The 26,181-nt window shown below is 71.4% G+C and carries 20 protein-coding genes and 2 pseudogenes; 8 read left to right on the forward strand and 14 right to left on the reverse strand.

Annotated elements, in window-relative coordinates; all coding sequences use genetic code 11:
- Positions 1–34: 34 nt before the first annotated feature.
- Positions 35–931 carry an NAD(P)H-binding protein gene (locus HC362_RS30795; RefSeq protein ID WP_243087502.1) on the reverse strand — a complete coding sequence of 299 codons (897 nt, stop codon included), beginning with the start codon at positions 929–931 and terminating at the stop codon, positions 35–37.
- A gap of 69 nt (positions 932–1,000) precedes the next feature.
- Between HC362_RS30795 and HC362_RS30800 the strand changes: the two genes are divergently transcribed.
- Positions 1,001–1,828, forward strand: a complete 828-nt coding sequence (locus tag HC362_RS30800; RefSeq protein WP_243087504.1) for a LysR substrate-binding domain-containing protein — start codon at positions 1,001–1,003, stop codon at positions 1,826–1,828.
- Between the two features lie 30 nt (positions 1,829–1,858).
- Here the strand turns inward: HC362_RS30800 and HC362_RS30805 are convergent, their stop codons facing one another.
- Positions 1,859–2,809 (reverse strand): YafY family protein, encoded by a 951-nt coding sequence (locus HC362_RS30805; protein ID WP_243087505.1) that lies wholly within the window; start codon positions 2,807–2,809, stop codon positions 1,859–1,861.
- A 62-nt stretch (positions 2,810–2,871) separates the two neighbouring features.
- On the opposite strand from HC362_RS30805, the gene HC362_RS30810 reads away from it, so the two are divergent.
- Positions 2,872–5,160: an ATP-binding cassette domain-containing protein gene (locus tag HC362_RS30810; protein WP_243087515.1), complete on the forward strand. Its 2,289-nt coding sequence runs from the start codon at positions 2,872–2,874 to the stop codon at positions 5,158–5,160.
- A gap of 139 nt (positions 5,161–5,299) precedes the next feature.
- Positions 5,300–5,533: a DUF5132 domain-containing protein gene (locus HC362_RS30815; RefSeq protein WP_243087517.1), complete on the forward strand. Its 234-nt coding sequence runs from the start codon at positions 5,300–5,302 to the stop codon at positions 5,531–5,533.
- A 91-nt stretch (positions 5,534–5,624) separates the two neighbouring features.
- Here HC362_RS30815 and HC362_RS30820 read toward each other — a convergent pair whose 3' ends face one another.
- Complete coding sequence (locus tag HC362_RS30820) at positions 5,625–5,813, reverse strand: hypothetical protein (protein WP_243087518.1); 189 nt, start codon at positions 5,811–5,813, stop codon at positions 5,625–5,627.
- Between the two features lie 229 nt (positions 5,814–6,042).
- Between HC362_RS30820 and HC362_RS30825 the strand changes: the two genes are divergently transcribed.
- Complete coding sequence (locus HC362_RS30825) at positions 6,043–6,318, forward strand: DUF5132 domain-containing protein (RefSeq protein WP_243087520.1); 276 nt, start codon at positions 6,043–6,045, stop codon at positions 6,316–6,318.
- 286 nt (positions 6,319–6,604) lie between these two features.
- Here the strand turns inward: HC362_RS30825 and HC362_RS30830 are convergent, their stop codons facing one another.
- The gene (locus HC362_RS30830; protein ID WP_243087522.1) at positions 6,605–6,820 is read right to left on the reverse strand and encodes an EF-hand domain-containing protein; all 216 of its coding nucleotides are present in this window, start codon (positions 6,818–6,820) and stop codon (positions 6,605–6,607) included.
- A gap of 200 nt (positions 6,821–7,020) precedes the next feature.
- On the opposite strand from HC362_RS30830, the pseudogene HC362_RS30835 reads away from it, so the two are divergent.
- Positions 7,021–7,110 (forward strand): annotated as a pseudogene (locus tag HC362_RS30835) (nitroreductase family deazaflavin-dependent oxidoreductase); the annotation flags it as partial.
- Positions 7,111–7,181: 71 nt separating this feature from the next.
- Entirely contained in the window at positions 7,182–7,826 is a 645-nt protein-coding gene (locus HC362_RS30840; RefSeq protein ID WP_243087523.1) for an HD domain-containing protein, read from the forward strand.
- 71 nt (positions 7,827–7,897) lie between these two features.
- Here HC362_RS30840 and HC362_RS30845 read toward each other — a convergent pair whose 3' ends face one another.
- The 10 genes and pseudogenes from HC362_RS30845 to HC362_RS30890 all read right to left on the reverse strand — a co-directional run bounded on the left by HC362_RS30845 (position 7,898) and on the right by HC362_RS30890 (position 22,069).
- Positions 7,898–9,037, reverse strand: a complete 1,140-nt coding sequence (locus HC362_RS30845) for an aminotransferase class V-fold PLP-dependent enzyme (RefSeq protein ID WP_243087525.1) — start codon at positions 9,035–9,037, stop codon at positions 7,898–7,900.
- 88 nt (positions 9,038–9,125) lie between these two features.
- Positions 9,126–11,210 (reverse strand): SpoIIE family protein phosphatase, encoded by a 2,085-nt coding sequence (locus HC362_RS30850; RefSeq protein WP_243088889.1) that lies wholly within the window; start codon positions 11,208–11,210, stop codon positions 9,126–9,128.
- A 241-nt stretch (positions 11,211–11,451) separates the two neighbouring features.
- A pseudogene (locus tag HC362_RS30855) lies at positions 11,452–12,450 on the reverse strand (BadF/BadG/BcrA/BcrD ATPase family protein); the annotation flags it as partial.
- The gene (locus HC362_RS30860) at positions 12,441–13,706 is read right to left on the reverse strand and encodes a 6-phospho-beta-glucosidase (RefSeq protein WP_243087527.1); all 1,266 of its coding nucleotides are present in this window, start codon (positions 13,704–13,706) and stop codon (positions 12,441–12,443) included. The gene HC362_RS30860 and the pseudogene HC362_RS30855, both read right to left, overlap by 10 nt.
- A 3-nt stretch (positions 13,707–13,709) precedes the next feature.
- Positions 13,710–14,672 (reverse strand): carbohydrate ABC transporter permease, encoded by a 963-nt coding sequence (locus tag HC362_RS30865; protein WP_243087528.1) that lies wholly within the window; start codon positions 14,670–14,672, stop codon positions 13,710–13,712.
- A 4-nt stretch (positions 14,673–14,676) separates the two neighbouring features.
- Entirely contained in the window at positions 14,677–15,639 is a 963-nt protein-coding gene (locus HC362_RS30870) for a sugar ABC transporter permease (protein ID WP_243087530.1), read from the reverse strand.
- A 9-nt stretch (positions 15,640–15,648) separates the two neighbouring features.
- On the reverse strand, positions 15,649–16,983 hold the full coding sequence (locus HC362_RS30875) for an ABC transporter substrate-binding protein (RefSeq protein ID WP_243087532.1): 1,335 nt from the start codon (positions 16,981–16,983) through the stop codon (positions 15,649–15,651).
- Positions 16,984–17,120: 137 nt separating this feature from the next.
- Positions 17,121–18,305 (reverse strand): ROK family transcriptional regulator, encoded by a 1,185-nt coding sequence (locus HC362_RS30880; protein ID WP_243087533.1) that lies wholly within the window; start codon positions 18,303–18,305, stop codon positions 17,121–17,123.
- A gap of 260 nt (positions 18,306–18,565) precedes the next feature.
- Positions 18,566–20,764, reverse strand: a complete 2,199-nt coding sequence (locus HC362_RS30885) for a glycosyltransferase family 39 protein (RefSeq protein WP_243087534.1) — start codon at positions 20,762–20,764, stop codon at positions 18,566–18,568.
- 117 nt (positions 20,765–20,881) lie between these two features.
- On the reverse strand, positions 20,882–22,069 hold the full coding sequence (locus HC362_RS30890) for a PP2C family protein-serine/threonine phosphatase (RefSeq protein WP_243087535.1): 1,188 nt from the start codon (positions 22,067–22,069) through the stop codon (positions 20,882–20,884).
- A gap of 343 nt (positions 22,070–22,412) precedes the next feature.
- Between HC362_RS30890 and HC362_RS30895 the strand changes: the two genes are divergently transcribed.
- Positions 22,413–22,934, forward strand: coding sequence for a MarR family transcriptional regulator (locus HC362_RS30895; RefSeq protein WP_243087536.1), 522 nt, complete (start codon positions 22,413–22,415; stop codon positions 22,932–22,934).
- A 95-nt stretch (positions 22,935–23,029) separates the two neighbouring features.
- Positions 23,030–25,825 carry a SpoIIE family protein phosphatase gene (locus HC362_RS30900; protein WP_243087537.1) on the forward strand — a complete coding sequence of 932 codons (2,796 nt, stop codon included), beginning with the start codon at positions 23,030–23,032 and terminating at the stop codon, positions 25,823–25,825.
- Positions 25,826–26,181: the final 356 nt, after the last annotated feature.

The raw sequence follows: 26,181 nt of genomic DNA on the forward strand, positions 1-26,181 counted from the left end.
CTCGACCATGTCCTGATGAGAGCTGTCTTGCCGCTCACGCCTGGACCGCCGGCCTCAAGACCTCTTCGCACCATGCGCGGAAGGTCGTCGGGCTCGCGGTCTGCGGCGTGCGCTGCACGCCCTCGTCGAGGCCGTCGTCCTTGGCGCGCATCATGTCGACCAAGCCTTCGACGAACGCCTCCGACATTCCGTGTCCGGTGAGCGAGGCACGGACGTCGTCGAGCGGCTGCCGCTCGTAGCGGACGGGGCGGCCGAGGACCTCGGACATGACGCGCGCCATGTCGTTCGCCGACAGGTCCTCGGGGCCCAGCACGGGCACCTCGCCGGTCCCCGTCCACGACCGGTCGAGCAGCAGTCCGGCGGCGGCTGCGGCGATGTCCCGGGTGGCGGCCGCCGGTGCTCTGCGGTCGGCGGCGACGGTGTCGGTGAACACGCCGTTGTCGCGGATCGAAGCGGCCTGCCGCAGAAGGTTGTCCATGAAGCTCGGGTTCGCGAGCGCCCGGTAGGCCACTCCTGTGCTCGCTATGAGGTCGTCCATGGCCAGCGACGCGGTGACCAGTCCGGCGCGGTCTGCGACGGGTGTGCCCCGGCCGAGCGCCGAGACGCCGACGACATGCCCCACTTCGTGGGCCGTGAACGCCTTCGCGGCGGCGCGGGTGAACCCGGCGTACGCGGTGTCCAGGCTCGGTGCCCGGTAGGCCGGCGGGACCAGCCAGAAGACGGCGTCGGCGCCCTCGAAGGCCCGGCCGACGACCTCGGCGTCGGCGTGCGAGCCGGTGACGACCTCGACACGGGCGCGGACCGGGTCGGGGAGTTTCCCGGGGTCGCGGGCGATGACGCGCAGCTCTTCGCCGTGAGCGGGAGCCTCGTCGAGCAGGATGTCCAGGAGCCGGCCGCCGATCTGGCCGGTCGGTGCGGTGATGACGATCATGTGTCGAGTCTCGCGGCGGCCCAACCGCGGCGTCCAATACCCTTCCTGGGCCATCGATACCGTGAGGACATGGATCTCGATCTGCGCAAGCTCCGCTACTTCGTCGCGGTGGCCGACCACCGGCACTTCGGCCGAGCCGCTGAACAGCTCTACATAGCCCAGCCGGTTCTCAGCCGTCAGATCAAGGCCTTCGAGCAGGAGCTGGAGTGCACGCTGCTGGACCGGACCACCCGCAGCGTGGAGCTGACGGCAGCCGGGAAACAGCTCTACGAGGAGGCGCAGGCGATTCTCGCGACCGTCGAAACGGCGGTACGGCGCGTGCACGACGTCGACCGGGGCGTCCAGCGACTGGCCGTCGCCTTCTCGCCCGGGCTGCACGTGTCGGACGCCCTGCGGGCGTTCACCGCACGTCATCCGGAGGTCGAGATCGGTGTCGTCCCGGCGCGCTGGTGGGAGCAGGACGCGCCGCTGCGGGACGGCCGGGCCCAGGTCGGATATCTGCGGCGGCCGTTCGACGACACGGGGCTGCGCACCATCCCGGTCGGCCACGAGCCCAGGGTCGCCTGTATGCCGACGGCGCACCCGCTGGCGGCCCGCGAGGAGCTGACCTTCGCGGACCTGGAGGGGGTGCGGAAGCTCGACACACCGACCCGGCGTACGTCGTCCCTCGAAGAGAAGTTCGAGCTCGTCGCCTCGGGGCACGGCATCGCGCTCGTACCGCTGAGCGTCGCGCGCTCCTACGCACGCGCCGACCTGGTCCACACCCCCGTCGTGGACGCTCCGGCGTTCGAACGGTGCCTGGCCGTCCTCGCGGACCGGCGCGAGAAGCTGCTGCGCGACTTTCTCGAGATCGCCACCGCCACGCTGGGACGGCGAGGGGAACCGCGCACCGGATGAGGGCGGCGAACGCGCGCTGCCGGGGCCGGGTCAGCCGCGGCCGAGGCGCGCGGCGAACCGCCGGAGCGCCGCGCCGAACTCCTCGGGCTCCTCGACGGTGAAGTCGGCGTCGAGGAAGGCGAGCCCCGGCAGCAGCCACTGCCAGGTGTCCAGCGCGAGCACAGCCCGGGTCCCGCCGCCTGGTGCCGCGGTGAGCTCGACGTCCTGCCGGGTGAAGGCGTCGGCCACCTTCGCCATCGGCGCCTCGATGGTGAGCACCACGCGCTTCCGGTGCTTGTTGAGGCCCTCCCTGAGGTAGTCGAGGCCGGTGCCCGCCGGCAGTGGGCGCAGCGAGAACCTGCGGTTCCGCGCCCGGAGCCCGGCGACGCGGTCGAGCCGGAAGACGCGCCAGTCCCGCTTGTCGACGTCCCAGCCCAGCAGGTACCAGCGCTGGTGCAGATGGAGATGGCGATGGGGCTCGACCTGGCGAGCGGTGGCCTTCCCGCTCGCACCGACGTAGTCGAAGGTGACGACACGCTCGTGTGCGATCGCCTCGGCGAGCTCGGTCATCGTCTCCGCGCTGGTGCTCGGCGCGGGCGTCGGCATCGTCTCCAGACTGGCGCGCAGGGCGGCCACCCGGGGGCGCAGCCGCTTGGGCAGGAACTGGTCCACCTTGCCGTAGGCGCGCACGGCTGCCTCATCGATGCTGCCCTCGCGCGCGCTGCCGGTCGAGCCGAGAGCGGCCAGACCCAGCAGGGTGGCCACGGCCTCGTCGTCGTCGAGCAGCAGCGGTGGCATGGCACGCCCGGCCGCGAGCCGGTAATGGCCGCCAGGGCCCGGCTGGGTCTCGACCGGGTATCCGTAGCCGCGCAGCCGGCTGATGTCGCGCCGCAGCGTGCGCGGGGGCACGTCCAGCCGAGCCGCCAGCTCCTCACCCGAGAACCTCTTGCCGGTCTGCAGCACCGCCAGCAGCGCGAGAACCCGGTGCATGACGTCGGCCATGCCCACAGTCTCGCAGGAATCGAGGCCATTTTCCGGCCACATCCTGACCTACGGTCCGGACCATGCCGCAGCGCAGCATCCGCATCCAGCACAGCATCCGCATCCGGGGAGCCCGCACCAACAACTTGCAGCACCTCGATGTCGATGTGCCCCGGGCGCACATCGTGGTGTTCGTCGGAGTGTCCGGCTCGGGAAAGTCGTCGTTGGTCTTCGACACGATCGCCGCCGAGGCCGGCTACCAGCTCAACGAGACGTACCCGCCCTATATCCGCAACCGTCTGCCGAAGTGGGGCCGTCCGGACGTCGGCCACATCGACGGCCTCTCGCCGGTCGTGGTCGTCGACCAGCGACGGCTGGGCGGCAACGCCCGCTCGACGGTCGGCACCATCACCGACAGCTGGACCTTGCTGAGGCTCCTGTTCTCCCGGCTGAGCACCCCGCACGTCGGCGAGTCCACCTGCTTCTCCTTCAACGACCCGGCCGGCATGTGCCCCACCTGCTCGGGCCTGGGCGAGGTGGTGGCCGGCGCCGTCGACCGGTTCCTCGACATGGACAAGTCGCTGAGCGAGGGCGCTGTCCTGCTGCCCGGGTTCGCCGCCGGAGGCTACTGGTACGCCAACTTCGCCGACATCGGGGTCTTCCGCCTCGATACGCCGCTGCGCCACTGGAGCCGCAGCGAGCTGGACGCGCTGCTGTACGGCACCGGTGCGGCCGGACCGCAGGCGGACAGGCTCCCCACGGGCTACGAGGGCGTGGTCGAGCGCTTCGAGCGCATCTACCTGCGCGGCTCCGAGGACATGTCCGAGCGCAAGAAGGAGACGCTCACCAGGTTCACCCGCTCCCAGGTGTGCCCGGAGTGCCGAGGGGACCGGCTGAACGAAGCGAGCCGCACCGCAACGGTGCTCGGCCGCACCATCGGTGACATGGCGCGGCTGGAGGTTGGCGAACTCGCGGAGCTGGTGGCAGGGGTGACCGAGCCCAGCGTGGCACCGGTCGTCTCGGCGCTGACGGACCGGCTCCGGGCGATGGTCACCATCGGGCTCGGCTATCTCCACCTGGGCCGCGGCACCGCGACGCTCTCCGGCGGCGAGTCCCAGCGGATCAAGACCCTTCGGCACCTGGGCAGCAGCCTCACCGAGATGATCTACCTCTTCGACGAGCCGACCGTCGGACTGCACCCGCACGACGTCTCCGCCATGACAGAGCTGCTCAAACAGCTGCGGGACAAGGGCAACTGCGTCCTGGTCGTCGAGCACGACCCCGCCGTCATGGCCATCGCCGACCAGGTCATCGAGGTCGGGCCCGGCGCCGGTGAGCAGGGGGGCAGGCTCGTCTACCAGGGCACCTTCGAGGGACTCGGCCGGGCCGGCACCGCCACGGCGGCCGCACTGGCCCGGCACCGGCCCGTCAAGGACCGGCCGCGGACGCCGCGGGGGCACATCACCGTGGCCGACGCCACGCGGAACAACCTCGCACACGTCACCGCTGACATCCCCACGGGCGTGATGACGGTGCTCACCGGGGTGGCCGGGTCGGGGAAGACGAGTCTCGCGGGCGAACTCGTCGACCAGCACGACGCCGTGGTGATCGACCAGAAACCGGTCAGCACCAACCGCCGCTCCACCCCCGTCACCTACACCGGTATCGCCACCCTCGTCCGCAAGCTGTTCGCCCGGCACAACGGCGTCTCCGCGAGCCTGTTCAGCCCCAACTCCGAGGGCGGCTGCCCGGACTGCAAGGGGCTCGGGGTCGTCCGCACCGACCTCGCCTTCCTGGAGGACCAGGAGACGGTCTGCGAGACCTGCCAGGGACGCCGGTTCACGCCCGAGGTGCTGAAACACACGGTCGACGGGCTGTCCATCGCCGACGTCGACAACCTCACGATCAGCGAGGCCATCGACCGGCTCGGGGACCGGGCGATCGTGAGAGCTCTGCGCCACCTGGACGAGGTCGGTCTCGGATACCTCAGGCTCGGCCAGCCGTTGACGACTCTCTCCGGAGGTGAGTGCCAGCGCGTGAAGATCGCCAAGGAGCTTCGCGACTCCGTCGGCCCGGCCCTCTACGTCCTCGACGAGCCCACCACCGGACTGCACCTGCAGGACGTCGACACTCTGCTCGGCCTCCTCGACGGACTGGTGGACCGCGGGCACACCGTCGTACTGATCGAGCACAACCTCGATGTCATCCGGAGAGCCGACTGGATGATCGATCTGGGCCCCGGCCCGGGGCGGTACGGCGGACGGATCCTCTACCAGGGCCCCGTCGCCGGTATCACCGGCACGGCCACCGCCGAGGCGCTGCGCGGGGACGGCTTCGACCACATTCCGCGCCCGGACCGGCCGATTGACTGAAAAGGGGGAAATTCTGCGCGGGGAATACCCGTACGGGTGAATGCGGGGAGGCGGGCGTGATCCGTGGCCTAGGCTTCGGGCTGCGTAGCTCACTTCCCCGGAGAGGAAACCAATCCCCATGCCCGTACTCCCTGCCTTCGTGGCGGGTATTCTCGTCTCCGCGCTCGCGAAGAAGGTGGCCAGGCCCGCTGTCCGTGGTGCGGTGAAAACTTCGCTGAAGCTGGCCGCTGATACCCGGCGCGCCGCTCACGAGCTCAATGATGAGCTGCGTGATATCGCAGCAGAGGCGGGTGCCGAGGTCCTTATGGACGACATTGCGGAGCCGGAGCAGAAGACGGTTCCGAAGAGCCGCTCCGCCACCAAGGCGCACTGACTTCCAAGGCGTCTGACTTCGAGACCGGCAACGGTGGCCGGCCACCGTTGCCGGATCGCCGGCAGCGGCACCCGCTGCTGTCGGCGGGTTTTCACGACAGCTTCCGCTTGAGTATGTCGAGGTAGAAGGGGAGCCGGTCCACGGCCTTCTCGGCCACCGGGAACACCTGCACGGTGTCGTTCACCAGATCGGTCACCGTCAATGTGTAGCGGCCGTCCTCGTACCGTACCTGCGCGGAGTAGAGGACGTTGTCCGCTGGGGTATCTGTCTTCTGGGACATGGGTCCTTCCAGGTCGGGTCAGCGCACCGTGCGCTACTGAGAAAATAACAGCCTCAATTTTCCCGGGCGTCTCACTTTTCACGCGTGGGAACGGAAATGCTCAATTCCGGCCGCTGAATACTCGAAAGGGTGAAGAGCGGTAACAGGGCTGGCCGGGCGTATGCTCGGCCAGCTACCCTCGGAAAAGCTGAGGATTCCGCGAATGGAGAGCTGAGAGGAACGTATTGCCATGCCCCCCGTAGTTCCTGTTTTCGCGGTCGGAGTGATCGCCGCACCGCTCGTCAAAAAAATGCTGAAGCCGGTCGTACGGGGCGTGGTGAGGACCTCGGTGAAAATCGCGTCGGACGCGAAGCGCGCTGCCCACGAGGTGAACGAGGAGCTGTACGACATCGCGGCCGAAGCCAGCGCGGAGATCACCGGCGCGAAGGAAGAGCCCGCGGGGAGCCAGGGACAGTTGCCCAAGAAGCCCCGCCCGGGCACCGCGAAGACGAAGGCGAACGCCTGAGCAGCCGTACGCGGCCCGGCCCAACTCGCGCTGTACCGTGCGGTGTCCGTCCGGCGGGCCGCTGGCGGTCACATGACGGCCCACAGGCCGGTGCCCGCGAAACCGCGGAACCGGTGCCCGCGAGACGATGGAAGAGCAAGGCGACAGCAGGCACGGCGACCAAGAACACGGCAACAAAGAGCACGGGGACCCAGAGCGGAAGCAGCAGCGGACGGCGAAGGCGGCCGCCCGTCCGGGCGGCCGCCTGGTCTCCGTCAGAGGGAGGCGTCGGGCAGGACGCCCGCCGTCAGAGGTCCTTGGCCTTCTCGAAGAACTCCTCGAAGGACAGGACGCCGTCGCCGTTCGCATCCCGGGTCTTCACGATGGCCTCCGCGAGGCCCACGGTGTAGTGCCGGTCGCCCAGCTCCACCATGGCCTGCTGGAACTCGGTGGGGGTGACGTAGCCGTCACCGTCCCGATCGAACTTTTCAAAGGTCTTGCGTGCGTCCTCTATACGGGCCACGACAGCCTCTACCTCCGAGTGAATGTACCGATCACGTGCCCGTCGGCACGCTCCCGGTCACGCTATCCTCGCCCCGCGCACGCGCCGCAGCCGCCCCTGACCTGGGGCCGGTGCGGTCCGGCGTCGCGTACGTGTACGTCCGCGCTCCCCGTGGTAAGCCGAGAAGGCCCGAGCGGATCCGACGAGGGGACGTACCCAGCATGCCGATCGACGGTGAGTACGAGCCGAGCCCTGAGCCGTGGGTGCGGGACCAGGTCGAGCTGTACGAGCGCTCCGGCGGCGTGGACGGCCCAGTACGGCCGGACATGACGGCGCGCGAGATCCCGGTCCTCGTGCTGGAGCCCACCCCGGGCGGGCAGTGGTGAGCCACGCGTACGGTCCTGCGGGGGTTCGGGTGCCGGACTCCCGGCTGGCAGCGGAGGCCACCGAGCTGGTGCGCGACACCACCAGTGACCTGCTCTACGACCACGCGCGCCGGGTGTACTTCTTCGGCAGCCTGCTGGGCCGGGCCCGCGGGATCGACTGGGATCCGGAACTGCTCTATGTGGCGGCGCTGTTCCACGACGTGGGGCTGGGGGAGCCGTTCCGCGACAGCGGGCGGCGCTTCGAGGTGGACGGTGCCGAGGAGGCCCGCCGCTTCCTCGAGGCCCGCCAGGTCCCCCAGGACCGCGTCCGGCGCGTGTGGACGGCGGTCGCTCTGCACACCACCCCGGGCCTCCCGGAGTTCATGGAGCCCGAGGTGGCGCTGTTGGCGGCCGGGGTGGACTACGACGTGCTCGGTTCCGCGTACGACGAGATCGAGGCCGCCGACCGGGACGCCGTGGTCGCCGCGCACCCGCGCCCCGCGTTCAAACAGGGCATCCTGCGGGCGCTCGCGGACGGCGCGGGGTCCCGGCCGCAGACCACGTACGGCACCGCGCAGGCCGACGTGCTCGCCCACTACGACCCGCACTTCCGGCGCGGCGACTTCGTGCGCATGGTCCTGGACTCCCCTTGGCCGGAGTGACCTTCTGACGACGGACCGCGGGCCGGACGGGCGGGCGGGCCGGACGTGCGGGTGGGGAGGACAGCGGAGCGTCAGGCCGCCGCTGTGGCGTCCCAGGCCGCGCCCGCCGCTTCGAGGGCCTGGTCGCGGGCGGCTCCGGCGCCGGCCACGCCCAGCGTCTCCAGCCCGGCGGCCAGCGCTCGCAGCGAGTCCAGCACCACCGTGCGGTCGGCCGCCTGCCCGTAGTGGTTGACGCGCAGCATCTCGGCGGCCAGCGCACCCCCAGCGGCCTGCAGAGGCACTCCCGCTTCCGACTTGAGCGCCGCGGCCACCAGTTCACGCGCGTCCACGCCCTCGGCCGGTACGCGCAGCGTCGTGGCAGCCGGGGCCGCGTCCTGGTCCCGCACCACATACGGGGCGAGCCCAGGCAGCTCACGGGCGCCCGCGCGCAGTGCGGCCGACGCGGCACGGTGCCGGGCGATCGACGCGTCAAGGCCCTCGGCGAGTACCCGGTCGACGGCCTGCTCCAGCGCCAGCATCTCCAACTGCGCCGGGGCGTGCGGCAGCGCCGTCCGGCCGCTGTCCAGCCACCGTTCCTTCCAGTCGAGCAGCGAGAGGTAGGAGCGGCGCGGGGCCTGGTCGTTCGCTGCGATCCGCTCCCACGCCCGTGCGCTGACCGAGACGGCCGACACCCCGGCCGGGCCCGCCAGCGCCTTCTGGCCGCCGATGACGCACAGGTCGACACCCCAGTCGTCGGTCAGCAGCGGCTCGGCGCCCACCGAGGCGACCGCGTCCAGCATCAGCAGCGCCCCGTGCTCGCGCACCACCGCGCCGATCTGCGCCACCGGGTTGGTGTTGCCGGTCGCCGCCTCGGCGTGGACGAGGCTCACCAGCCCGGTCTCCGGGTGCTCCCGCAGAGCCCGGGCGACCTCGTCCGGTCCGACGGAACCGCTGAACGGCGCGTTCAGCGTGACGACCTCGGCTCCGCACGAGCGCAGCCAGCCGCCGAACGTCTCACCGTAGGGGCCGGTGACGATGTTCAGCGCCGTACTGCCGCGCGGCGCCGCCGCACGGATGCACGCCTCAAGGGGCAGCAGCGCCTCGCCCTGCATCGTGACGATGTCGCAGCGCGTCCGCAGCAACGAGGCGATCTTGTCCTCGATGGCGGCGAAGTGCTCCGCGCTCAGCGGAGGCAGATCCAGCAGGGACGGGTGCTCGGTGTTCGCAGTCACGGTCGCCTTCCAGCCAGCACGGGCCGCATCCTGCCGCGGCCCCGTTACCGCCCGACCCTACGTCCGCGCCGACCGCGCTGTCGCAGGGCTATTCCGTGGGGCTCATCAGCAGCAGCGCCACGTCGTCGTGGTTCTCGGGGTTGCGCAGCGCTTCGAGGAGGTGGTCGCAGGTCTCCTCCAGGGAACGGGCGGAACCGGCGACGGGACGCAGCAGGTCCAGCAGGACGGCGAGCCGGTCCTCGATGTCGTCGTGCCGGGTCTCGATCAGCCCGTCGGTGTAGAGCACCAGCAGATCGCCCGGGTTGAGGTCGACGGTGACCGTGCCGTGCTCGCCGCCGCCGATGCCCAGCGGCGTCCCGGTGGGCACCTCGACCAGCCGGGGCTCGCCCCGGGTGGGGACGAGGACGGGCGGCAGGTGCCCGGCGGACGAGATCAGGCACCGGTGGTTCCGGGGCTCGTAGACGGCGTAGAGGCAGGTGGCGAAGTAGGGGTCCAGACCCGTGGTGATCTGGTCCAGGTGGCGCAGCACGTCCGAAGGCGGCAGCGCCAGCTGGGTGAGCGTCTGGGTCGCGGTGCGCAGCCGGCCCATGGTGGCGGCCGCGTTGACGCCGCTGCCCATCACATCGCCGACGACCAGCGCTGTGCACTCCTCTTCCAGTTCGAGGACGTCGAACCAGTCGCCGCCGATCTCGCTGTGCGCCCCGGCCGGCTGGTAGCGGGAGGCGATGCGCAGCCGAGTCGAGGTGGTGGCAGGGGTCGGCAGCATGCTGCGCTGCAGTGTGAGGGCGATGCTGTGCTGCTGCCGGTAGAGCCGGGCATTGTCGATGCACACGGCGGCGCGGCCGGCGAGTTCGCAGGCCAGGATGGTGTCGTCGTGGTCGAAGGGCTTGGGGTTCCGGCTGCGCTTGAGGTCCAGCGCTCCCAGCACCTCGCCGCGGGCGATCAGCGGGACCGCCATGTAGGAGTGGACGCCCGCGCGTGCCAGGAGCGCCGCGGCGTGCTCGTCGCGGGCGATCTTGCCCAGGTCCTCGGGCTGGACCGCGGGTACGACGACCGGCTGCCCCAGGGCGACACAGCGGGTGACCAGCCGCTCGGCGCTGTAGTGCGCGACCTCTCCCGTCGGGTCGGCAGCCTCTGCCGCGACGGTGGGGTACGCGGTGGCCAGTGCCAGCGCGCGGAAGGCGGCGGTCTCCTCGTGCGGGATGCGGACGGGGTGATCGCGTACGGCGGCGTCGAGCACGTCCACCGCGGCGACGTCGGCCAGCTCGGGAACGGCGATCTCGGCGAGTTCGTGCGCCGTCTGTTCCAGGTCGAGTGTGGTGCCGATGCGTACCGAGGCCTCGGCCAGGTGGGAGAGGTGCCGCCGGGCCTGCTCGGCCTGGATCGCCGCCCGGTGCCGCGCCGTGATGTCGGTGACCGCGACGGACAGCCCCAGCGGACGTCCGCCCGCGTCGTCGAGCCGGTTGATCGACACCGACCAGGCGTGGCCCTTGCCCGCCGGGGTCTCGCCGCCCAGCACCTCCCGGTCGATGACCGGCTCGCCCGTCTCCAGGACCTGCCGCAGCGCCGCCTCGGAGTCCCTGGCGTGGCCCGGGGGCAGGACGTCGTGGACAGTTCTGCCCAGGTGTCTCTCCTCGCCGACCCCGTCGAGGCGGCTCAGGGCAGGGTTGACGGAGACATAGCGCAGGTCGGTGTCCATGACCGCGATGCCCATGGGGGACTGCTGGATCAGCAGCGTCGAGAAGGCCAGGTCGCGCTCGACCTGGCGGAGCGCCGCCTGGTCGGTCACCAGCCCCAGCGCGTAGACGGCGCTCTGATCGTCGCGCAGCCGCATGTTGCGGAACTCGAAGGCGCGGACCTTGCCGTCCCTGCACTTGACGGGGAAGGTCCCCGCCCAGCTCTTTCCCTCCCGCATCACCTCGTCGAACAGCCTCAGGACGAGCTCGATGTGTTCGTCCGGCACCAGCAGCGGGGCCGCGTACCGGCCCAGCGCCTCCTGGGCCGAGTACCCGAACAACTGCTCGGCCTGGGGGCTCCACAGGACGATCCGTCCCCGGTCGTCCAGCACCACCGCGCCGACAGTCAGCACATCCAGGAGCCCGCCGGGCGGGGAGAGGCTGACGCCCGGGGTCCCGTCGGCATCACCCTGGGGCGGCTCCTCGCGGTTCCTCACGACGGCGGCTACCTTCCTGGCCGGGGCCGTACTCTCCCATCCTCCCTCGCGGAACCCCGGAGTGCCCATCGACGGGTCCGGGGGAGTGTGCCTCGGTGCTCCGGGGGCTCCCGGCGTCCGCCGGGTCCCGGGTGCCCGCCGGGTTCCGGACTTCCGCCGGGTTCCCGGTGTCCGCCCGGCCGCCCGGCTCCGTCCGGGTCTCGAAGTAGCGGCGCGCCCGCTCGTGTGCGGTCACCGGGGTGCCGAGCGCGTCGAGCCCCAGCAGCGCCGCGCCCAGCACCGGACGGGCACGGACGACGCGCGGCACGGCGCGGGGGGCGCGCTGTGCGAGGAGCCGGGTGACGCGGTCGTCGAGGCGGGGACGGCCCGCCGCGAGGATGCCGCCGCCCAGCAGCACCGGAACCTCTTCCTCCAGCAGCTCCAGCCTGCGCAGCGCCACAACCGCCATGGTGACGACCTCCTCGGCCAGCCGCGCCACCAGCGAGTCCGCCACCGCATCGTCCCGGTCGGCCGCATCGAACAGGACCGGCACCAGCTCCAGCCGCCGCGCGTGCGGGATACGGCCCAGGTGCACGGCCTCGATCAGCGCGTACATCGAGTCCAGCCCGAAGTGCGCGGGCAGCGCTGTACGCAGCACAGTGGGCTCGCCGCGGCCGTCCTCGGCGCGGGCCGCGTGCCACAGCGCCTCCTCGCCCAGCCCCCCGCCGCCGCCCCAGTCACCGGAGAGCCGGCCGATGGCGGGGAAGCGCGCGGTGCGCCCGTCCGGCCGCAGGCCGACGCAGTTGATACCGGCCCCGCACACGACCGCGACCCCACAGGGCGCCGCGTCACCGTCGTGCCGGGTCAGCCCGGCGCGCAGGACGGCGAAGGTGTCGTTGTGCACGGTGACACGCCGGCCCCAGCCGCGCCCGGCCAGCGCGGCGGCCAGCTGTTCCTCCTCGACGGGCAGGTCGGCGTTGGCCAGGCAGGCCATCACCTGGCGGACGGGCGCCGGGCCCTGCCCCGGGGCGCCCGCCCGGTCGGCACCGGCTGCCGCACGGGCCCGCGCCACGGCCTCGGCCAGGACGTCGACTGCGGCGTCGATCCCCACCGCCGGGGGGCGGAAGCCGCCGCCCCGCGCGGTGCCCAGCACGGTGCCGTCAGAGCCGAGCAGCGCGACGTCGGTCTTGCTGTTGCCCGCGTCGATGGCGAGGAGGGCCGGTACGGGGTCCGGGCCGGAACGGGGTCGGCTCAGGCCCACGCCAGGTGCTCCTTGTTGTGTGCGAGGAGTTGGTCGGTCAGCTCTTCGGCGTAGCCGGACTGGCCGACGAGGGGATGGGCGAGCAGCGCCTGGAAGACACGGTCCCTGCCGCCGTGCAGCGCGGCCCGCAGTGCCAGCTCCTCATAGGCCGTCACATGGGCGATCAGCCCGGTGAACTGCGGGTCGAGCGCTGGCACCGGCAGCGGATGGGCGCCGTCCCGGCCGATACGGGCCTGGGTCTCGATCACGGCGTCGTCGGGCAGGAAGGGCAGTGTTCCCCGGTTGCGGGCGTTGACCGCCTGGTGGGTGCTGCCGCCCTCGCGCAGCAGCGAGGCGGCCAGGTCGACGGCGGCCTCCGAGTAGTAGGCGCCGCCGCGCCGGGCCAGCAGCTCGGGCTTGGTGTCCAGGCTCGGATCGGCGTACATCTCGAGCAACTGCCGCTCCAGCTCCGCGACTTCCCGCGCGCGCGTGGGCTTGCCGCGCTGCGCCGACACCACTTCGTCGTGCGCGTAGTAGTAGCGCAGATAGTAGGACGGGACGACACCGAGGCGGTCGACCAGGGCCCGGGGCAGGCGCAGGTCCTCGGCGACGGCCTTGCCGTGTTCGGCCAGCAGCCTCGGCAGCACGTCGGTGCCCTCCGGGCCGCCGAGCCGGACGCCGAGCTCCCAGGTGAGGTGGTTGAGGCCGACGTGCTCCAGGTGCACCTCGTGAGGGGCGACGTCCAGCAGCGCGGCGAACTTCCGCTGGAAGCCGATCGCCACGTTGCACAGGCCCACCGCCTTGTGCCCCGCGTCGAGCAGCGCACGGGTGACGATGCCGACCGGGTTGGTGAAGTCGATGATCCAAGCCTCCGGATTGGCGCGCCTGACCCGCTCGGCGATGTCCAGGACGACCGGTACGGTGCGCAGCGCCTTGGCCAGCCCGCCGGCGCCGGTGGTCTCCTGTCCCACACAGCCGCACTCCAGCGGCCAGGTCTCGTCCCGCTCGCGCGCCGCCTGCCCGCCGACACGCAGCTGGAGCAGCACGGCGTCGGCGCCGTCCACGCCCGCGTCCAGGTCGGCGGTTGTGGTGACGCTCCCGGGGTGACCCTGTCCGGCGAAGATGCGCCGGGCCAGTCCGCCGATGAGCTCCAGCCGTTCGGTGGCGGGGTCGATCAGCGCCAGCTCGTCGATCGGCAGCACCTCGCGCAGCCGCGCGAAGCCGTCGATGAGTTCGGGGGTGTAGGTCGATCCTCCGCCGACCACTGCGAGCTTCATGCCTTAGCCCTTTACTCCGGTGAGGGTGACGCCTTCGACGAAGGCCTTCTGTGCGAGGAAGAAGACGATGATGACCGGCGCCATGACCAGCAAGGTGGCCGCCATGGTGAGGTTCCAGTCCACGCTGTGCGCCGACTTGAAGGACTCCAGCCCGTAACTGAGCGTCCAGGCACCGGGGTTCTGGGCCGCGTAGATCTGCGGGCCGAAGTAGTCGTTCCAGCAGTAGAAGAACTGGAAGAGCGCGACGGCCGCAATTCCCGGCTTCGCCATCGGGACGATGATCCGCAGCAGCGTACGCAGCTCACCGCAGCCGTCCACCCGGGCCGACTCGATGTACTCCCTGGGAATCGTCAGCAGGAACTGCCGCAGCAGAAAGATGGAGTACGCGTCGCCGAAGGCCATCGGAATGATCAGCGGCCACAGCGTGCCGGACAGCTGGAACTGCTGGGCCCACACCAGGTACATCGGCACCACGATCACCTGCGGCGGCAGCATCATGGTGGAGATCACCAGGAGCATCGCCGCCCGCCGCCCCCGGAAGCGGAACTTGGCCAGCGCGTACGCCACCGGCAGCGAGGAGCAGACGGTCAAGAGTGTGCCCAGCAGCGCGTACATCAGCGAGTTGCGCCACCAGTCCAGGAAGCCCGGGGTGCGGAAGACCGTGGCGTAGTTCTCCCAGTGCCAGGAGGCCGGCCACAGCTCGCCGCTCATGGCCTGTCCGTCGCTCATCACCGAGGTGAGGAAGACGAAGACGAACGGCAGCACGAACGCCAGCGCCAGCGCGACCGCCGTGGAGTGCACCGCGATCCACTGCAGGACCCTGATGCGGCGGGCGCGGCGCAGGGCAGCGGCGGATTCGGGGGAGGGCGAGGACGAGGACGCGGGTTCACGGGGTGCCGGGAGCCGGCCGGCCGCGGGTGCCGGCACGGTGGCGGCGCGGGCGGCCGAGGGGGTCGGAGTGGTCATCGGTTCAGTCCTCCGCCGACAGCAGGCCGCTGTTGCGGCGCATGAGCAGAACAGTGACGGCCATCGCGAGCGCGAACAGCACGAGGGAGAGCACGCAGGCCGCGCCCGTGTTGAAGTTCTGGAAGCCGAGCTGGTACACGAGCTGCGGCACGGTGATCGTCGAGTGATCGGGGTAGCCCGGCTGGATGACCGTTCCGGGGCCGATCGTGACGCCGGATGCCAGTTTTCCGGCGACGAGGGCCTGCGTGTAGTACTGCATCGTCTGCACCACGCCGGTCACCACGGCGAACATCACGATCGGGGTGATGTTCGGCCAGGTGACATAGCGGAACCGGGCCCAGGGCCCCGCGCCGTCGAGTTCGGCGGCCTCGTACTGCTCCTTGGGCACGTCCAGCAGCGCGGCCATGAAGATGACCATCAGGTCCCCGATGCCCCACAGCGACAGCATCACCAGCGAGGGCTTGGCCCAGGACGGGTCGTTGAACCAGTTCGGCGCGTCGACGCCGATGGCCGACAGCAGTTCGTTCACCGGCCCCGTGGCCGGGTTGAGCAGGAAGACGAAGGCCACCGTGGCGGCCACCGGCGGTGCCAGGTACGGCACGTAGAAGGCGGTACGGAAGAAGCCGATGCCGCTCTTGAGCTTCGTCACCAGCAGCCCGACGCCGATACCGAAGACCACTCGCAGCGCCACCATCACCACCACGAGCCACAGCGTGTTCCACAGCGCGGGGCCGAACAGCGGCATCTGCGTGAACACATACGACCAGTTCCGCCAGCCCACGAACTCCGGCTCTTTGATCTGGTTGTAGTGCATGAACGAGAAGTAGCCGGTCGCGATCAGCGGATAGCCGAAGAAGACCGAGAAGCCGACGAGCCAGGGCGAGAGGAAGCCGACCGTCCGCAGCCTGTCCCGCGTCTTCTTACGGCGCAGCGGGTCGGCGCCGCCGGGGGAGAGGGAGAGTGCCATGCCCGGCTCCTACTCCTGTGCCTGGAGGGTGTCGGCGTCGATCTGCCGGTCGAGGGCGCGCAGGCCGGCGTCCAGGTCCGGCACCCGGCCGGCCTCGACCGAGTACGCGAAGTCCTGCAGCGCCGTCACGTACTGGCCGCCGGTCGTGGAGGGCGGCAGCGCCTGGCTGTGCGGGTTCCTCGCGATCCGCAGAAAGGTGCGGAAGGACGGGTCGGCGTCCAGCCGCGGGGAGTTCAAGGCCGCCTTGGTGGACGGCACGTTGTGGATCGCGTTCGCGAAGGACACCACCTGCTCGGTGTCCGTGGTGAGGAACTTCAGCAGCTCCCAGGCGGCGTTCTGATGCCTGCTGCTGTGCGCGATACCGGCGACCGTCCCGGTCAGATAGCCCCGCCCATAGGTGTCCGCCTGGTCGTCGGGGACCGGGAACGGCGCCACCCCCCAGTCGAAGCCGGGTTCCGCCTCCTTCAGCATCAGCCCGCGCCACTCACCGTCCAGATGCATCGCGAGCTTCCCGGTCATGAAGCCGCTCTGCTTGGACATCTCGTCGCCGAAGCTCTGCCGCAGCCGCTCCAGGGCCTGGTAGCCGCCCTGCGCGTCGGACAGCTTCCGCATCGTGCGGAAGAACTGCCCGGTGCGGGGGTCCTCGGAGAGCCGTGCCTTGCCGTGCGCGTCGAAGTAGCGCGGCCCCCACTGCGCGAACATCCGGTCGGGACTGTTCTGGTACAGCCGGAAGTTGGGCATGAACCCGGCCCGCTCGATCCGGTCGCCGTCGCGCTCGGTCAGCTTGGCCGCGACCTCGCGGAACTCGGACATCGTGCGGGGCGGGCGCTCGATGCCCGCCTCGGCGAAGGCGTCCTTGTTGTAGTAGAGCCCGAAGGCGTCGGCCAGCAGCGGCAGCGCGCACTGCGTGCCCTCGTACTGGGTGTACCCGAGCAGCGTGCGCGGGAAGACCTTCCGCTTGTCGATCCCGCTCTTGGCCAGGAACGGGTCGAGATCGGCCCACATCCCCGAGTCGCAGTACTGCCCCACGTTGTTGGTGGTGAAGGAGGACACCACATCCGGAGCCTTGTCACCGCCTGCCCGCAGGGCCTGGTTGACGGTGGCGTCGTTGACGTTGCCGGTGGTCTCGACGTGGATGTTGCGGTGCAGCTTCTCGAAGCGCTCGATGCTCTCGTCGAGCGCCTTGACCTCGCCCGGCTCCGACCAGCCGTGCCAGAACTTGAGCGTGACCGGCGCTTTCGGATCGTCGTCGGCGCTGCCGACGCTCGGATTGGCGCATCCGGACAGCAGCAGCCCGGTGGCGAGCAGCGCGGCCGACCAGATGCGCGGACGCGGAGGCGGCATGGCGGTCTCCTTCACGGCAGGACGGAGTGGCAGACGGCAGACGGGAACGGGAGGGAGAAGGGGAAGCGGGACGGCCGAAGAGGAACGGCTCAGGGGGAGCGGCTCAAGGGATGCCGTGCGGAAGCCGCAGGGTGCCCTCAGGCGGTGTCGAACACGTCGTCACGCGCCTGCGCCAGCGCGGACAGCAGGGCTCCGCTGAGGATCGGATCGTCCTCCAGCTCGCTCAGCCGCAGCAGCGGCCTGGGCAGTGCGAGCCCGGTCAGCTCCCGCTCCACCAGCGTGCGCAACTCCTCACCCCCGGTTCGCGGCACCGCACCGGACAGGACCACGAGTTGCGGATCGATGACCGCCACGACGGCGGCGATTCCGTCCGCCAGCCGGCGCGCGGTCTCCTCCCGCACGGACGGATCGGTCAGCGCGTCGGCCAGCGGCTTGCCGCCCGCGAGTCGGCACACGGCCGGTGCCGAGACCAGGCTCTGGAAGCCGCCGCCCGCGCTCGAGGCGGCGTAGGTGCCGGGACCGCCGCGTGCCAGCGGAGCACCGGGCAGTGGCATGTAGCCGATCTCGCCGGCTCCTCCGGTGGCCCCGCGCAGCAGGGTTCCGTTCACGACGATGGCGGCGCCGGTGCCGCTGTCCACCCAGACCAGGACGAAGTCGTCGTGGTCCTGGGCCGCGCCCGCGTGCTGCTCCGCGACGGCCGCGAGGTTGACGTCGTTCTCGATGGTCACGGGCGTGCCGAGCACCTCGGCCAGCTCGGCGCGGAGCGTGCGGGAGTGCCAGCCGGGCAGGTGCGGCGCGTAGCGCAGCTCGCCCGTGTGCGGGTCGAGCGCGCCGGGGGTGCCGATGACCGTGGTGTGCGGCTCGGCGGGCCCCAGCCCGGCCTCCCGCAGCGCTCCGTCGACGGCCTCCTTGACCAGCTGCGCGGTGCGGTGCCGGACGTCCTCGGCGACGGAATCGGCCTCCACGCGGGCCCGGCCGACGACGGTTCCGGTGATGTCGGCGACGACGGCCGAGATGCCGTGCGGATCGGCGGACAGCGCCGCCACATGGGCGGCCGCCGGCTCGATCTCGTACAGCAGAGCGTTCGGTCCCGGCCTGCCGCGCTCCTTGCTGCGGGTGCGGACCAGCCCCGTCTCCTCCAGCCTGCCGAGGAGTTGGGAGGCGGTGGGCTTGGAAAGACCGGTCAGCTCACTGATCTTGGTGCGGGTGAGCGGCCCATGGGCCACGAGGAGATCGAGTGCGGCGCGGTCGTTCATCGCGCGCAGCACACGCGGGGTGCCGGGGGTCGCCGGTGTGCCGCTCGGGCCGGGGAGTGTGGCCATGGTGGTGCCCTCTGTCCGGGCTGGTGCCCTGTGCGTCGGGCCGCCCGGGTGTGTGCGGTGCGTGGGCGGCGTTCGTTAGGAAACTTTCCTATCGATGCCCGGGAACCTAGAGCTCGGCCCACAGAGCCGTCAATAGCCCGGACGGAAAACGGCTCCGAGGGCCGAGCTCCGAGCTCCGAGCTGCGAGCGCCGAGCGCGCGGCGGGGCGGCGCGCCCGTACCGGTCGCGCCGCCCCGCTCGTGTCCGTAACTCCGTGTGCGTTACTTGGGCCGGGTCAGGTCGTAGAAGGTGGTGCTGCCCGCCGTCACCTTGGTGTAGTTCTTCGTGACCCAGGAGGTGATCTTCGACGCCGTGCCCTGTCCGCCTCCGGGGCCGCCCCGCGGACCGGCGATGAAGTAGTGGATCCTGCCCTGCTCCACGTACGTCTTGAACTGGGCCAGGGTCGGGGAAGGGTCGGTTCCGTTGAAGCCGCCGATGGCCATCACCGGCAGGCCGGTGGCCAGTTGGTAGCCGGCCGCGTTCTGCGAGCCGACGGCCGCCGCTGCCCACGTGTGACCTGCGGCGTTCTTGCGCAGCAGCGCTTCGGCCTTCGCGGAGACCTCGCTGCCGTTGAGCAGCCCGCCCATCCCTCCGCGGGGACCCTGGCGGCCGCCCGCGCCTTCCGGCGTGCCCGGACGCTGCGCGTTGCCTCCCGGAGGGCGCGGCATGCCCTGCTGGTTGCCGACGCCCGGACGGTTCCCCGCCGCCTGGCCGGGCGGGCCCTGACCGGCACCCGGCCCCTGCCCGTCGCCTTGTCCTTGCCCGGCGCCCTGTCCTGGTCCGGCACCCTGGCCCTGGCCTTGTCCGGTGCCCTGCCCCGGGCCCGGCATGCCCGTGCCGCCGCCCGGCATGCCGGGTGGGCCGCCCCGGCTCACGGCGGGCCCCGCGGTGACGATCGAGCCGGTGTGCGGCGTACCGACCGTGCTCAGGGTGAACGCCACCGGCCCGGCGACCGCGGCGAGCAGCCCCAGCCCGGCGAGGGCCACGCCGACGGTGCGCGGCAGTACGGTGGCCGCGAGCAGCCCGCAGGCCGCCACGATGCCCACCACCAGTACGGCCCAGCGCAGCCACGGCAGCCAGTCCGTCGCCCGGCCCAGCAGCACGAACGCCCATCCGGCCGTTCCGGCGACCGCCGCCGCCAGCACCGCGGCGCACGGGAGCCGGTTCCGCTCGCGCCACAGGAGGGTGGCTCCCATGGCCACCACGGCGGCGAGGTAGGGCGCGAGCGCGACGGTGTAGTACTCGTGGAAGATCCCGGACATGAAGCTGAAGGTCAGCCCGGTGATCAGCAGCGAGCCGCCCCACAGCAGGAACGCGGCCCGCAGCGCGTCGGTGCGCGCCGCCTTGCGCGTCACCACCAGGCCCGCGACGAACAGCAGCAGCGCGGCGGGCAGCAACCAGGCGATCTGGCCGCCGATCGTGTCGCCGAACAGCCGTCCCGGCCCGGTCTGTCCCCACATACCGCCACCGCCGCCGGGGCCCCGGGCGCCGCCTCCGCGGCCGACGCTGCCGGTCTCGTCCCCGGTGAGCCGGCCGAAGCCGTTGTAGCCGAAGGTCAATTCCAGGAAGCTGTTCTCCTGCGAGCCGCCGATGTACGGCCGCGAGGAGGCGGGCCACAGTTCGACGAGCGCGACCCACCAGCCGGCAGTGACGAGGAGGGTGAGCCCGCCGAGCAGGAGTTGCCCGATCCGGCGGCGCAGCCTGGTCGGCCCGCAGACCAGGTAGACCAGCGCGGCCACCGGCAGGATCAGCCACGCCTGCAGCGCCTTGGCCAGGAAGCCGACGCCGAAACAGGCGCCCGCCAGCACCAGCCACGTGGTACGGGCGTCCTCCATGGCCCTGCTCACGCACCACAGCGCGGCCACCATCAGCAGGCACAGCAGCGCGTCCGGATTGTTGAAGCGGAACATCAGGGCCGCCACCGGGGTCAGCGCCAGCAGCGCTCCGGCGAGCAGCGCGGAGGCCGGTCCGGTACGGCGCCGCACGGCGGAGTACAGCACGCCGACCGAGGCCACGCCCAGCAGCGCCTGCGGCACCAGGATCTGCCAGGAGCCGAGGCCGAAAAGCCGTACGGACAGGGCCATCGGCCACAGCGCGGCCGGCGGTTTGTCGACGGTGATGGCGTTGCCCGCGTCCAGCGAGCCGAACAGGAACGCCTTCCAGCTCACGCTGCCCGCCTGCGCCGCGGCGGAGTAGAAGGAGTTGGCGTAGCCCGAGGAGCCGAGGCCGTACAGGTACAGCACAGCGGTGGCCGCCAGCAGCGTCCAGAAGGCGGGCGTCTCCCAGCGTGGTCGTGAGGCACGTCGGTGCCGTGACCGGGCCCGTAGCCGGTCGCCGAGTGGTTGCCGGTCTCCGGCGGCGGAACCGTCGCCGGTGCCGGGCGTGTCCGCCGCACTGCCGGAAGAGGTGAGGGTGGTCATTCGGTGGTCCGCTCTCTGTCAGGTCCGTAGTGCCCCGAACATCGCGAACCGCGCTGTCATCCACCTGTGCTGAACCTGTGCGGCGACTGTGAGTCCCCGGCCCGCGCGCCCGTCCCGTCAGCCAGCGGCGTCGCCGTGCTCCTCGCGCCCGTACCAGTCGACGCACACGACAAGCGCGTCGTCCTCGAGCGGACCGGCGCCCCGGTGACTCGCCAGGTCGTGGAAGACCGCGCGCGGCACCTGCGTCGGCGGCAGCAGCCGGTTCCCGGCCAGGGAGCGGGCCAGCGCATGGTCGCCGAACGGCTCACCCGCGCGGGACAGCGGCTCGTACACGCCGTCGGTCGCCAGCAGCAGCCGGTCGCCGGGCTGGACCCGGAAGTGCTCGGTGACGTAGTGGGTGTCCTCGAACATGCCCAGCGGAAGCTGCGCGTCGAAGATCAGATTCTCGGCCTTGGAGTCCCTGCACAGCCACGCGCGGGGCGAGCCCGCCTCGACTATCTCCACCTCGCCGGTGGCGAGTTCGAAGCGGAACAGCACCATCGAGACGTAGGCCGAGCCCCGGTAGTGGGCGTAGACGGCCTGATCGGTCAGGGCCGCCTGGTCGGCGAGGCCGAGACCGGCTCGGCGCGCGTTGCGCATCGCGCTGACGGCGAGGTTGGTCAGCAGCGCCGCCTCGACCCCCTCGCCCATGCCGTTGGTGACGGTCACGGTCAGGTGCTCGGCGGAGACCGACCAGTCGAAGTTGTCGCCGGAAATGGAGTACGCCGGCTCCAGATGGGCGCCCAGGGCGAACTCCCGGCGCCGGAAGGAGTGTCCTGGCAGCAGCTGCCACTGCATCTCGGCGGCGACGGTCAGCCGGGTCGCCCGGCGGGACCGCTCGTACAGGTCGGTGTCCCGCTCGGCGACCGTGATGGCGTGTCCGAGCGCCTCGCACAGGTCTTCCAACTCGGGCAGCAGGCCGATGGCCTGGTCCTGGTGCGGCAGCGTCACCGAGAGCACCCCCAGCCGGTCACCCCGGACGCTCACGGGCAGATGTATCGCCACGGTGTCCGTCGCCCGGTCGGTCAGTACCACGGGTTCCGGTGCCCGCAGCGCCCGGCCCTGGGGACTGTCCTGAATGAGCAGCGGCTCCGCGGTCAGCGGTACGTCCTCCACCACCTGCAGGGTTCGCATACCGTAGTCGGCCAGACGCAACTCGGCATGGACGGCGCCGTAGTGCTCTCGCAGTGCCTTTTTGACGACGTCCGTCAACGCGGGCGGTGCGGCGGTGCGCAGGGCGCGCTCGACCACGGCGAATCTGTCCACGTCTCCTGCTTCTCTGTCTGCCATACGTGCAGCGGCCGGGCGGTGAAGCACTGCTTCCTCCACGGACCGGACAGACATTATCGTCGCACGGAAACATTCGCCGCATGACAACAGATGCGCGTGGTGCGACCTCGGTGGAGCTCCGACCGTGGTCACCGCGCGGGTCGGCGCCGGCTGCCGGTGCGGGCCTGTCCGACGGGCGTGCGGAGAGATAAGCTCTCCCTGGCCCTTGACAGCGGCGAGGGAGCCTCGCAGAGCCGGGCGGCAAGAGTGCCGAAGTTGTGGAGAGAAACGTGACGTCGACCCCCGCCATCGACCGGTCGCACCGGTTCGGAGCGGCGCTGTGACGGGCGAGAACCCCCGTAGGGGCCAGCCGGGGCGCTGTGGTGCGCAGCAGGCGGCCGAGACGGCCGGCGAGGTCATCGAACTGCTGGAGGTCCTCTGGGAGCACGGCCGTGACGCGGTCTCCTCCTCGCCGGTCTCCGCCTCGCAACTGCGCGTGCTCTACTGCCTCGACCGTGACGAAGGCATGAACCTGCGCACGCTGGGGGAGATGCTGGGCTCGGCCCCCTCCTCGGTCAGCCGGCTGTGCGACCGCCTCCAGGCGCTGGGTTTCCTCGAACGGCTCCCCAGTCAGGTCAGCCGCCGTGAACTGGAACTGAACCTGACGCACCAGGGCAGGAAGTACCTCAGCGACCTTCGGCTCAAGCGCGAGGAAGCGCTGACCACGACACTGGCGTCGATGCCGCCGCGAGCGCGCAGCGTGCTCTACGAAGGACTCAAGGCGTTCCGTGACGCGGCGGAGGGAACCGCACCGGCGCACCGGCTGAGCGCCCTGAAGGACATCGACGACCGTTCCGCCTGATCCGGCAGTCCGGCGCGCCGCGCTCTGGCCGCGCCCAGACATGGGCGAATTGTACATCCGCGTAATTCACGGCAAATAACGGTAAACCATGCTGCATGACTCTAAAGCGTCCAGGGGCAGGGGAACGCGGCCCGAGGTTCGCGAGGCGGAGCGTCGCCGGGCAGGTTTTCGTACTGCAGTTGGCGATCGTGCTGCTGCTGGTGATCGGGGCAGCCGCGATTCTGGCCTGGCAGGCCCGCGCAGCGGACGTCCGCAGTGCCCGGGAGCGCTCACTCACCTGCGCCAGAACGCTGGCCCTGGCACCCTCCGTGGCAGCGGCCCTGCGGTCCTCCGAGCCGACCCGCGGGCTGCAGCCGTTGAGTGTGCGGGCGACCCGGGTGTGCGGGATCGACTTCGTCGCGATCCTCGACACGAAGGGCGTCAGGCTCAGCGACCCCATCCCTGACCTGATCGGCAAGCGGGCCTCCGGCGACTTCAGCCGGGCGCTGGCCGGAGAGTCCTACAGCGAGCAGTTCCAGGGCGAGCCCAAGGACTCCGTGCGTGCCGTGGCCCCCGTACGCGACGCGGACGGAAAGAACATCGGGCTGGTCACGGCGGGCGTCGACCTCACGACCGTCGCCGCCCGGCTCAACCGCGAACTGCCGTGGGTCGGGGTGGGCGCGGCCGGCGCGCTGCTCCTGGCCACGGCGGGCGCCGCACTTGTCAGCAGGCGGCTGAACCGGCAGACCCGCGGCCTCGGTCCGGCCGAGGTCACCCGGATGTACGAGCACCATGACGCGGTGCTGCACTCGGTACGCGAAGGAGTGCTCGTACTCGACGGCGAACGGCGGCTGGTGCTCGCCAACGACGAGGCGCACCGGCTACTGGGGCTGCCGGACCAGGCCCAGGGACAGCACGTCGACGAACTGCGGCTGGAGTCGGACTTGGGCGAGCTGCTGTCCTCGGGCCGCACCGCCAGCGACGAAGTGCACGTGGTCGGCGACCGGATGCTGGCCGTCAACCAGCGCACCACCGGCCGCGGCGACGGACCCGCCGGCAGTGTGGCCACCCTGCGCGACACCACCGAGCTGCGGGAAGTGGCCGGACAGGCCCAGGTCGCGGCCCAGCGCCTGGAACTGCTCTACACGGCGGGCCTGCGCATCGGTACGACACTCGACGTGGTGCGAACAGCGGAGGAGCTCGCCGAGGTCGCGGTCCCCCGATTCGCCGACGTGGTCACCGTCGACCTGTTCGACCATGTGATCAGCGGCAAGGAGCCGTTGCCCGACCCCGCTTCCGCGCCCGTGCGCCGCGTCGCGCTGCGCTCGGCCGTCGGTGAGGCCCACCCGCTCCAGCCCGTCGGCAGCAGGCCGTCCATCCCGCCCGTGACGATTCGTCAGGAGGGCGTGGAGGGAAGGGAAGGCGTGGAGGGCGTCGAAGGCGGGGAAGGCGGGGCAGCCGGAGCGGGCAGCGGTGCCGGGCACGCCGTGGCGGGGGAGGCGGGCGGCGAGGCGGTCGAGCCGGTAGTGGAAGCCGACCTGGCCGCCGCGACCGAGTGGCGGGCCGTCGACCCCGAACGGGCCGAGCGCCTCCTGGGCGCCGGCTTCCACTCCCTGATCACCGTGCCGATGCGGGCCCGGGGCACCGTGTTCGGGCTCGCCAGCTTCTGGCGCAGGGACCAGCGGCCGTTCCAGCCCGAGGACCTCGCCTCGGCCGAGGAACTGGTCGCGCGCACCGCGGTGTGCGTCGACAACGCCCGCCGCTACGCACGGGAACACGGCCTCGCCGTCACGCTCCAGCGCAGCCTGCTCCCCGGCGGCCTGCCAGAACAGAACGCGGTCGGCGCCGCCTACCGCTATCTGCCCGCGCAGGCCGGGGTCGGCGGCGACTGGTTCGACGTCATCCCGCTGCCGGGCGCCCGGGTGGCGCTCGTCGTCGGTGACGTGGTCGGGCACGGGCTGCACGCGGCCGCCACCATGGGGCGGTTGCGCACCGCGGTGCACAACTTCTCCTCGCTCGACCTGCCGCCGGATGAACTGCTGGCGCACCTGGACGAGCTGGTCGCGCGCATCGACCAGGACCCCACTCTCGGTCCGGAGACCGAGCCGGTCACCGGCGCCACCGTGCTGTACGCCATCTACGACCCCACATCCGGTCAGTGCCACCTGGCCATGGCCGGCCACCCGCCGCCCGCGCTGGCGCGCCCCGACGGCACCACCACGGTGCTGGACCCTCCGGAGAACCTGCCGCTGGGACTGGGCACCTCACCGTTCGAGACCTTCTCCCTCATCCTGCCGGAGGGCAGCCGCCTGGTGCTCTACACCAACGGTCTGGTGCAGGTGCGCAGCCGCGACCTGGACGACCGCCTGGACATGCTGCGCACCGCCCTCACCCGTGTCGAGCACGGTCCCGAGGAGACCTGCGCCGCCGTGCTGGAGGCCCTGCTGCCCGACCGTACCAACGAAGACCGGGACGACATCGCGCTGCTCGTCGCCGAGACCCGCATGCTGCCGTCCTCCCGGATCGCCCAGTGGGACGTCCCCAGCGACCCCGAAGCCGTCGCCCCCGTCCGCGCCGCCTGTATGTCCCAACTGACCGAGTGGGGCCTGGAGGAGACCGCCTTCACAGCGGAGCTCATCCTCAGCGAACTGATCACCAACGCCATTCGCTACGGCGAACCCCCGGTCACCGTACGGCTCCTGTGCGACCGGTACCTGACCTGCGAGGTCTCCGACCGGAGCAGCACGGCCCCGCATCTGCGTCGGGCCACCACGGTGGACGAGGGCGGCCGCGGCCTCTTCCTGATCGCTCAGCTGGCCCAGCACTGGGGCACCCGGTACACCCCGGAGGGCAAGACCATCTGGGCCGAGCTGCCGCTGACAACCGTTCCTCAGGAGCCACCCCTGGCCTGAGGCGGCGAGCTGTCTGGTGCGGCCGGGCCGCTCGGGGGCGGCCGTCTGGCACGGCTGCGCTGCCTGGGCCGACGGCAACTCCCCGCACCCGCACGGGGTTTGCGGGCTCCGCTTCGGAGCGGCCGGTTCCGGCGAAGCCCTTGACGAAGGTCCATACCTTCGGCACCGTGCTGTGCCGTGACGTGAGAGCGCTCACCCACCCCCCACCTCAGAGGAGCGCATGTCATGACTGCGTTGACCACGCCTGCGCGAAAACCCCGCCCGGCCGAATCCGGTGTCCCGGGTGCGCCATCCGCCGCCTGCCCTGGCGGCTCCTTCCTCGCGCGTGCCGTCGCCGACAACGATGTCAACCCTGT

This window comes from Streptomyces sp. 891-h, assembly GCF_022760275.1.
Classification (GTDB): domain Bacteria; phylum Actinomycetota; class Actinomycetes; order Streptomycetales; family Streptomycetaceae; genus Streptomyces; species Streptomyces spirodelae.

What these genes read in the sequence shown, in the direction of transcription:
- HC362_RS30795 (WP_243087502.1), bottom strand. Translation starts at nt 931, where the DNA reads ATGATCGTCATCACCGCACCGACCGGCCAGATCGGCGGCCGGCTCCTG.
- HC362_RS30800 (WP_243087504.1), top strand. Translation starts at nt 1,001, where the DNA reads ATGGATCTCGATCTGCGCAAGCTCCGCTACTTCGTCGCGGTGGCCGAC.
- HC362_RS30805 (WP_243087505.1), bottom strand. Translation starts at nt 2,809, where the DNA reads ATGGCCGACGTCATGCACCGGGTTCTCGCGCTGCTGGCGGTGCTGCAG.
- HC362_RS30810 (WP_243087515.1), top strand. Translation starts at nt 2,872, where the DNA reads ATGCCGCAGCGCAGCATCCGCATCCAGCACAGCATCCGCATCCGGGGA.
- HC362_RS30820 (WP_243087518.1), bottom strand. Translation starts at nt 5,813, where the DNA reads ATGTCCCAGAAGACAGATACCCCAGCGGACAACGTCCTCTACTCCGCG.
- HC362_RS30825 (WP_243087520.1), top strand. Translation starts at nt 6,043, where the DNA reads ATGCCCCCCGTAGTTCCTGTTTTCGCGGTCGGAGTGATCGCCGCACCG.
- HC362_RS30860 (WP_243087527.1), bottom strand. Translation starts at nt 13,706, where the DNA reads ATGAAGCTCGCAGTGGTCGGCGGAGGATCGACCTACACCCCCGAACTC.
- HC362_RS30865 (WP_243087528.1), bottom strand. Translation starts at nt 14,672, where the DNA reads ATGACCACTCCGACCCCCTCGGCCGCCCGCGCCGCCACCGTGCCGGCA.
- HC362_RS30870 (WP_243087530.1), bottom strand. Translation starts at nt 15,639, where the DNA reads ATGGCACTCTCCCTCTCCCCCGGCGGCGCCGACCCGCTGCGCCGTAAG.
- HC362_RS30875 (WP_243087532.1), bottom strand. Translation starts at nt 16,983, where the DNA reads ATGCCGCCTCCGCGTCCGCGCATCTGGTCGGCCGCGCTGCTCGCCACC.
- HC362_RS30880 (WP_243087533.1), bottom strand. Translation starts at nt 18,305, where the DNA reads ATGGCCACACTCCCCGGCCCGAGCGGCACACCGGCGACCCCCGGCACC.
- HC362_RS30885 (WP_243087534.1), bottom strand. Translation starts at nt 20,764, where the DNA reads ATGACCACCCTCACCTCTTCCGGCAGTGCGGCGGACACGCCCGGCACC.
- HC362_RS30900 (WP_243087537.1), top strand. Translation starts at nt 23,030, where the DNA reads ATGACTCTAAAGCGTCCAGGGGCAGGGGAACGCGGCCCGAGGTTCGCG.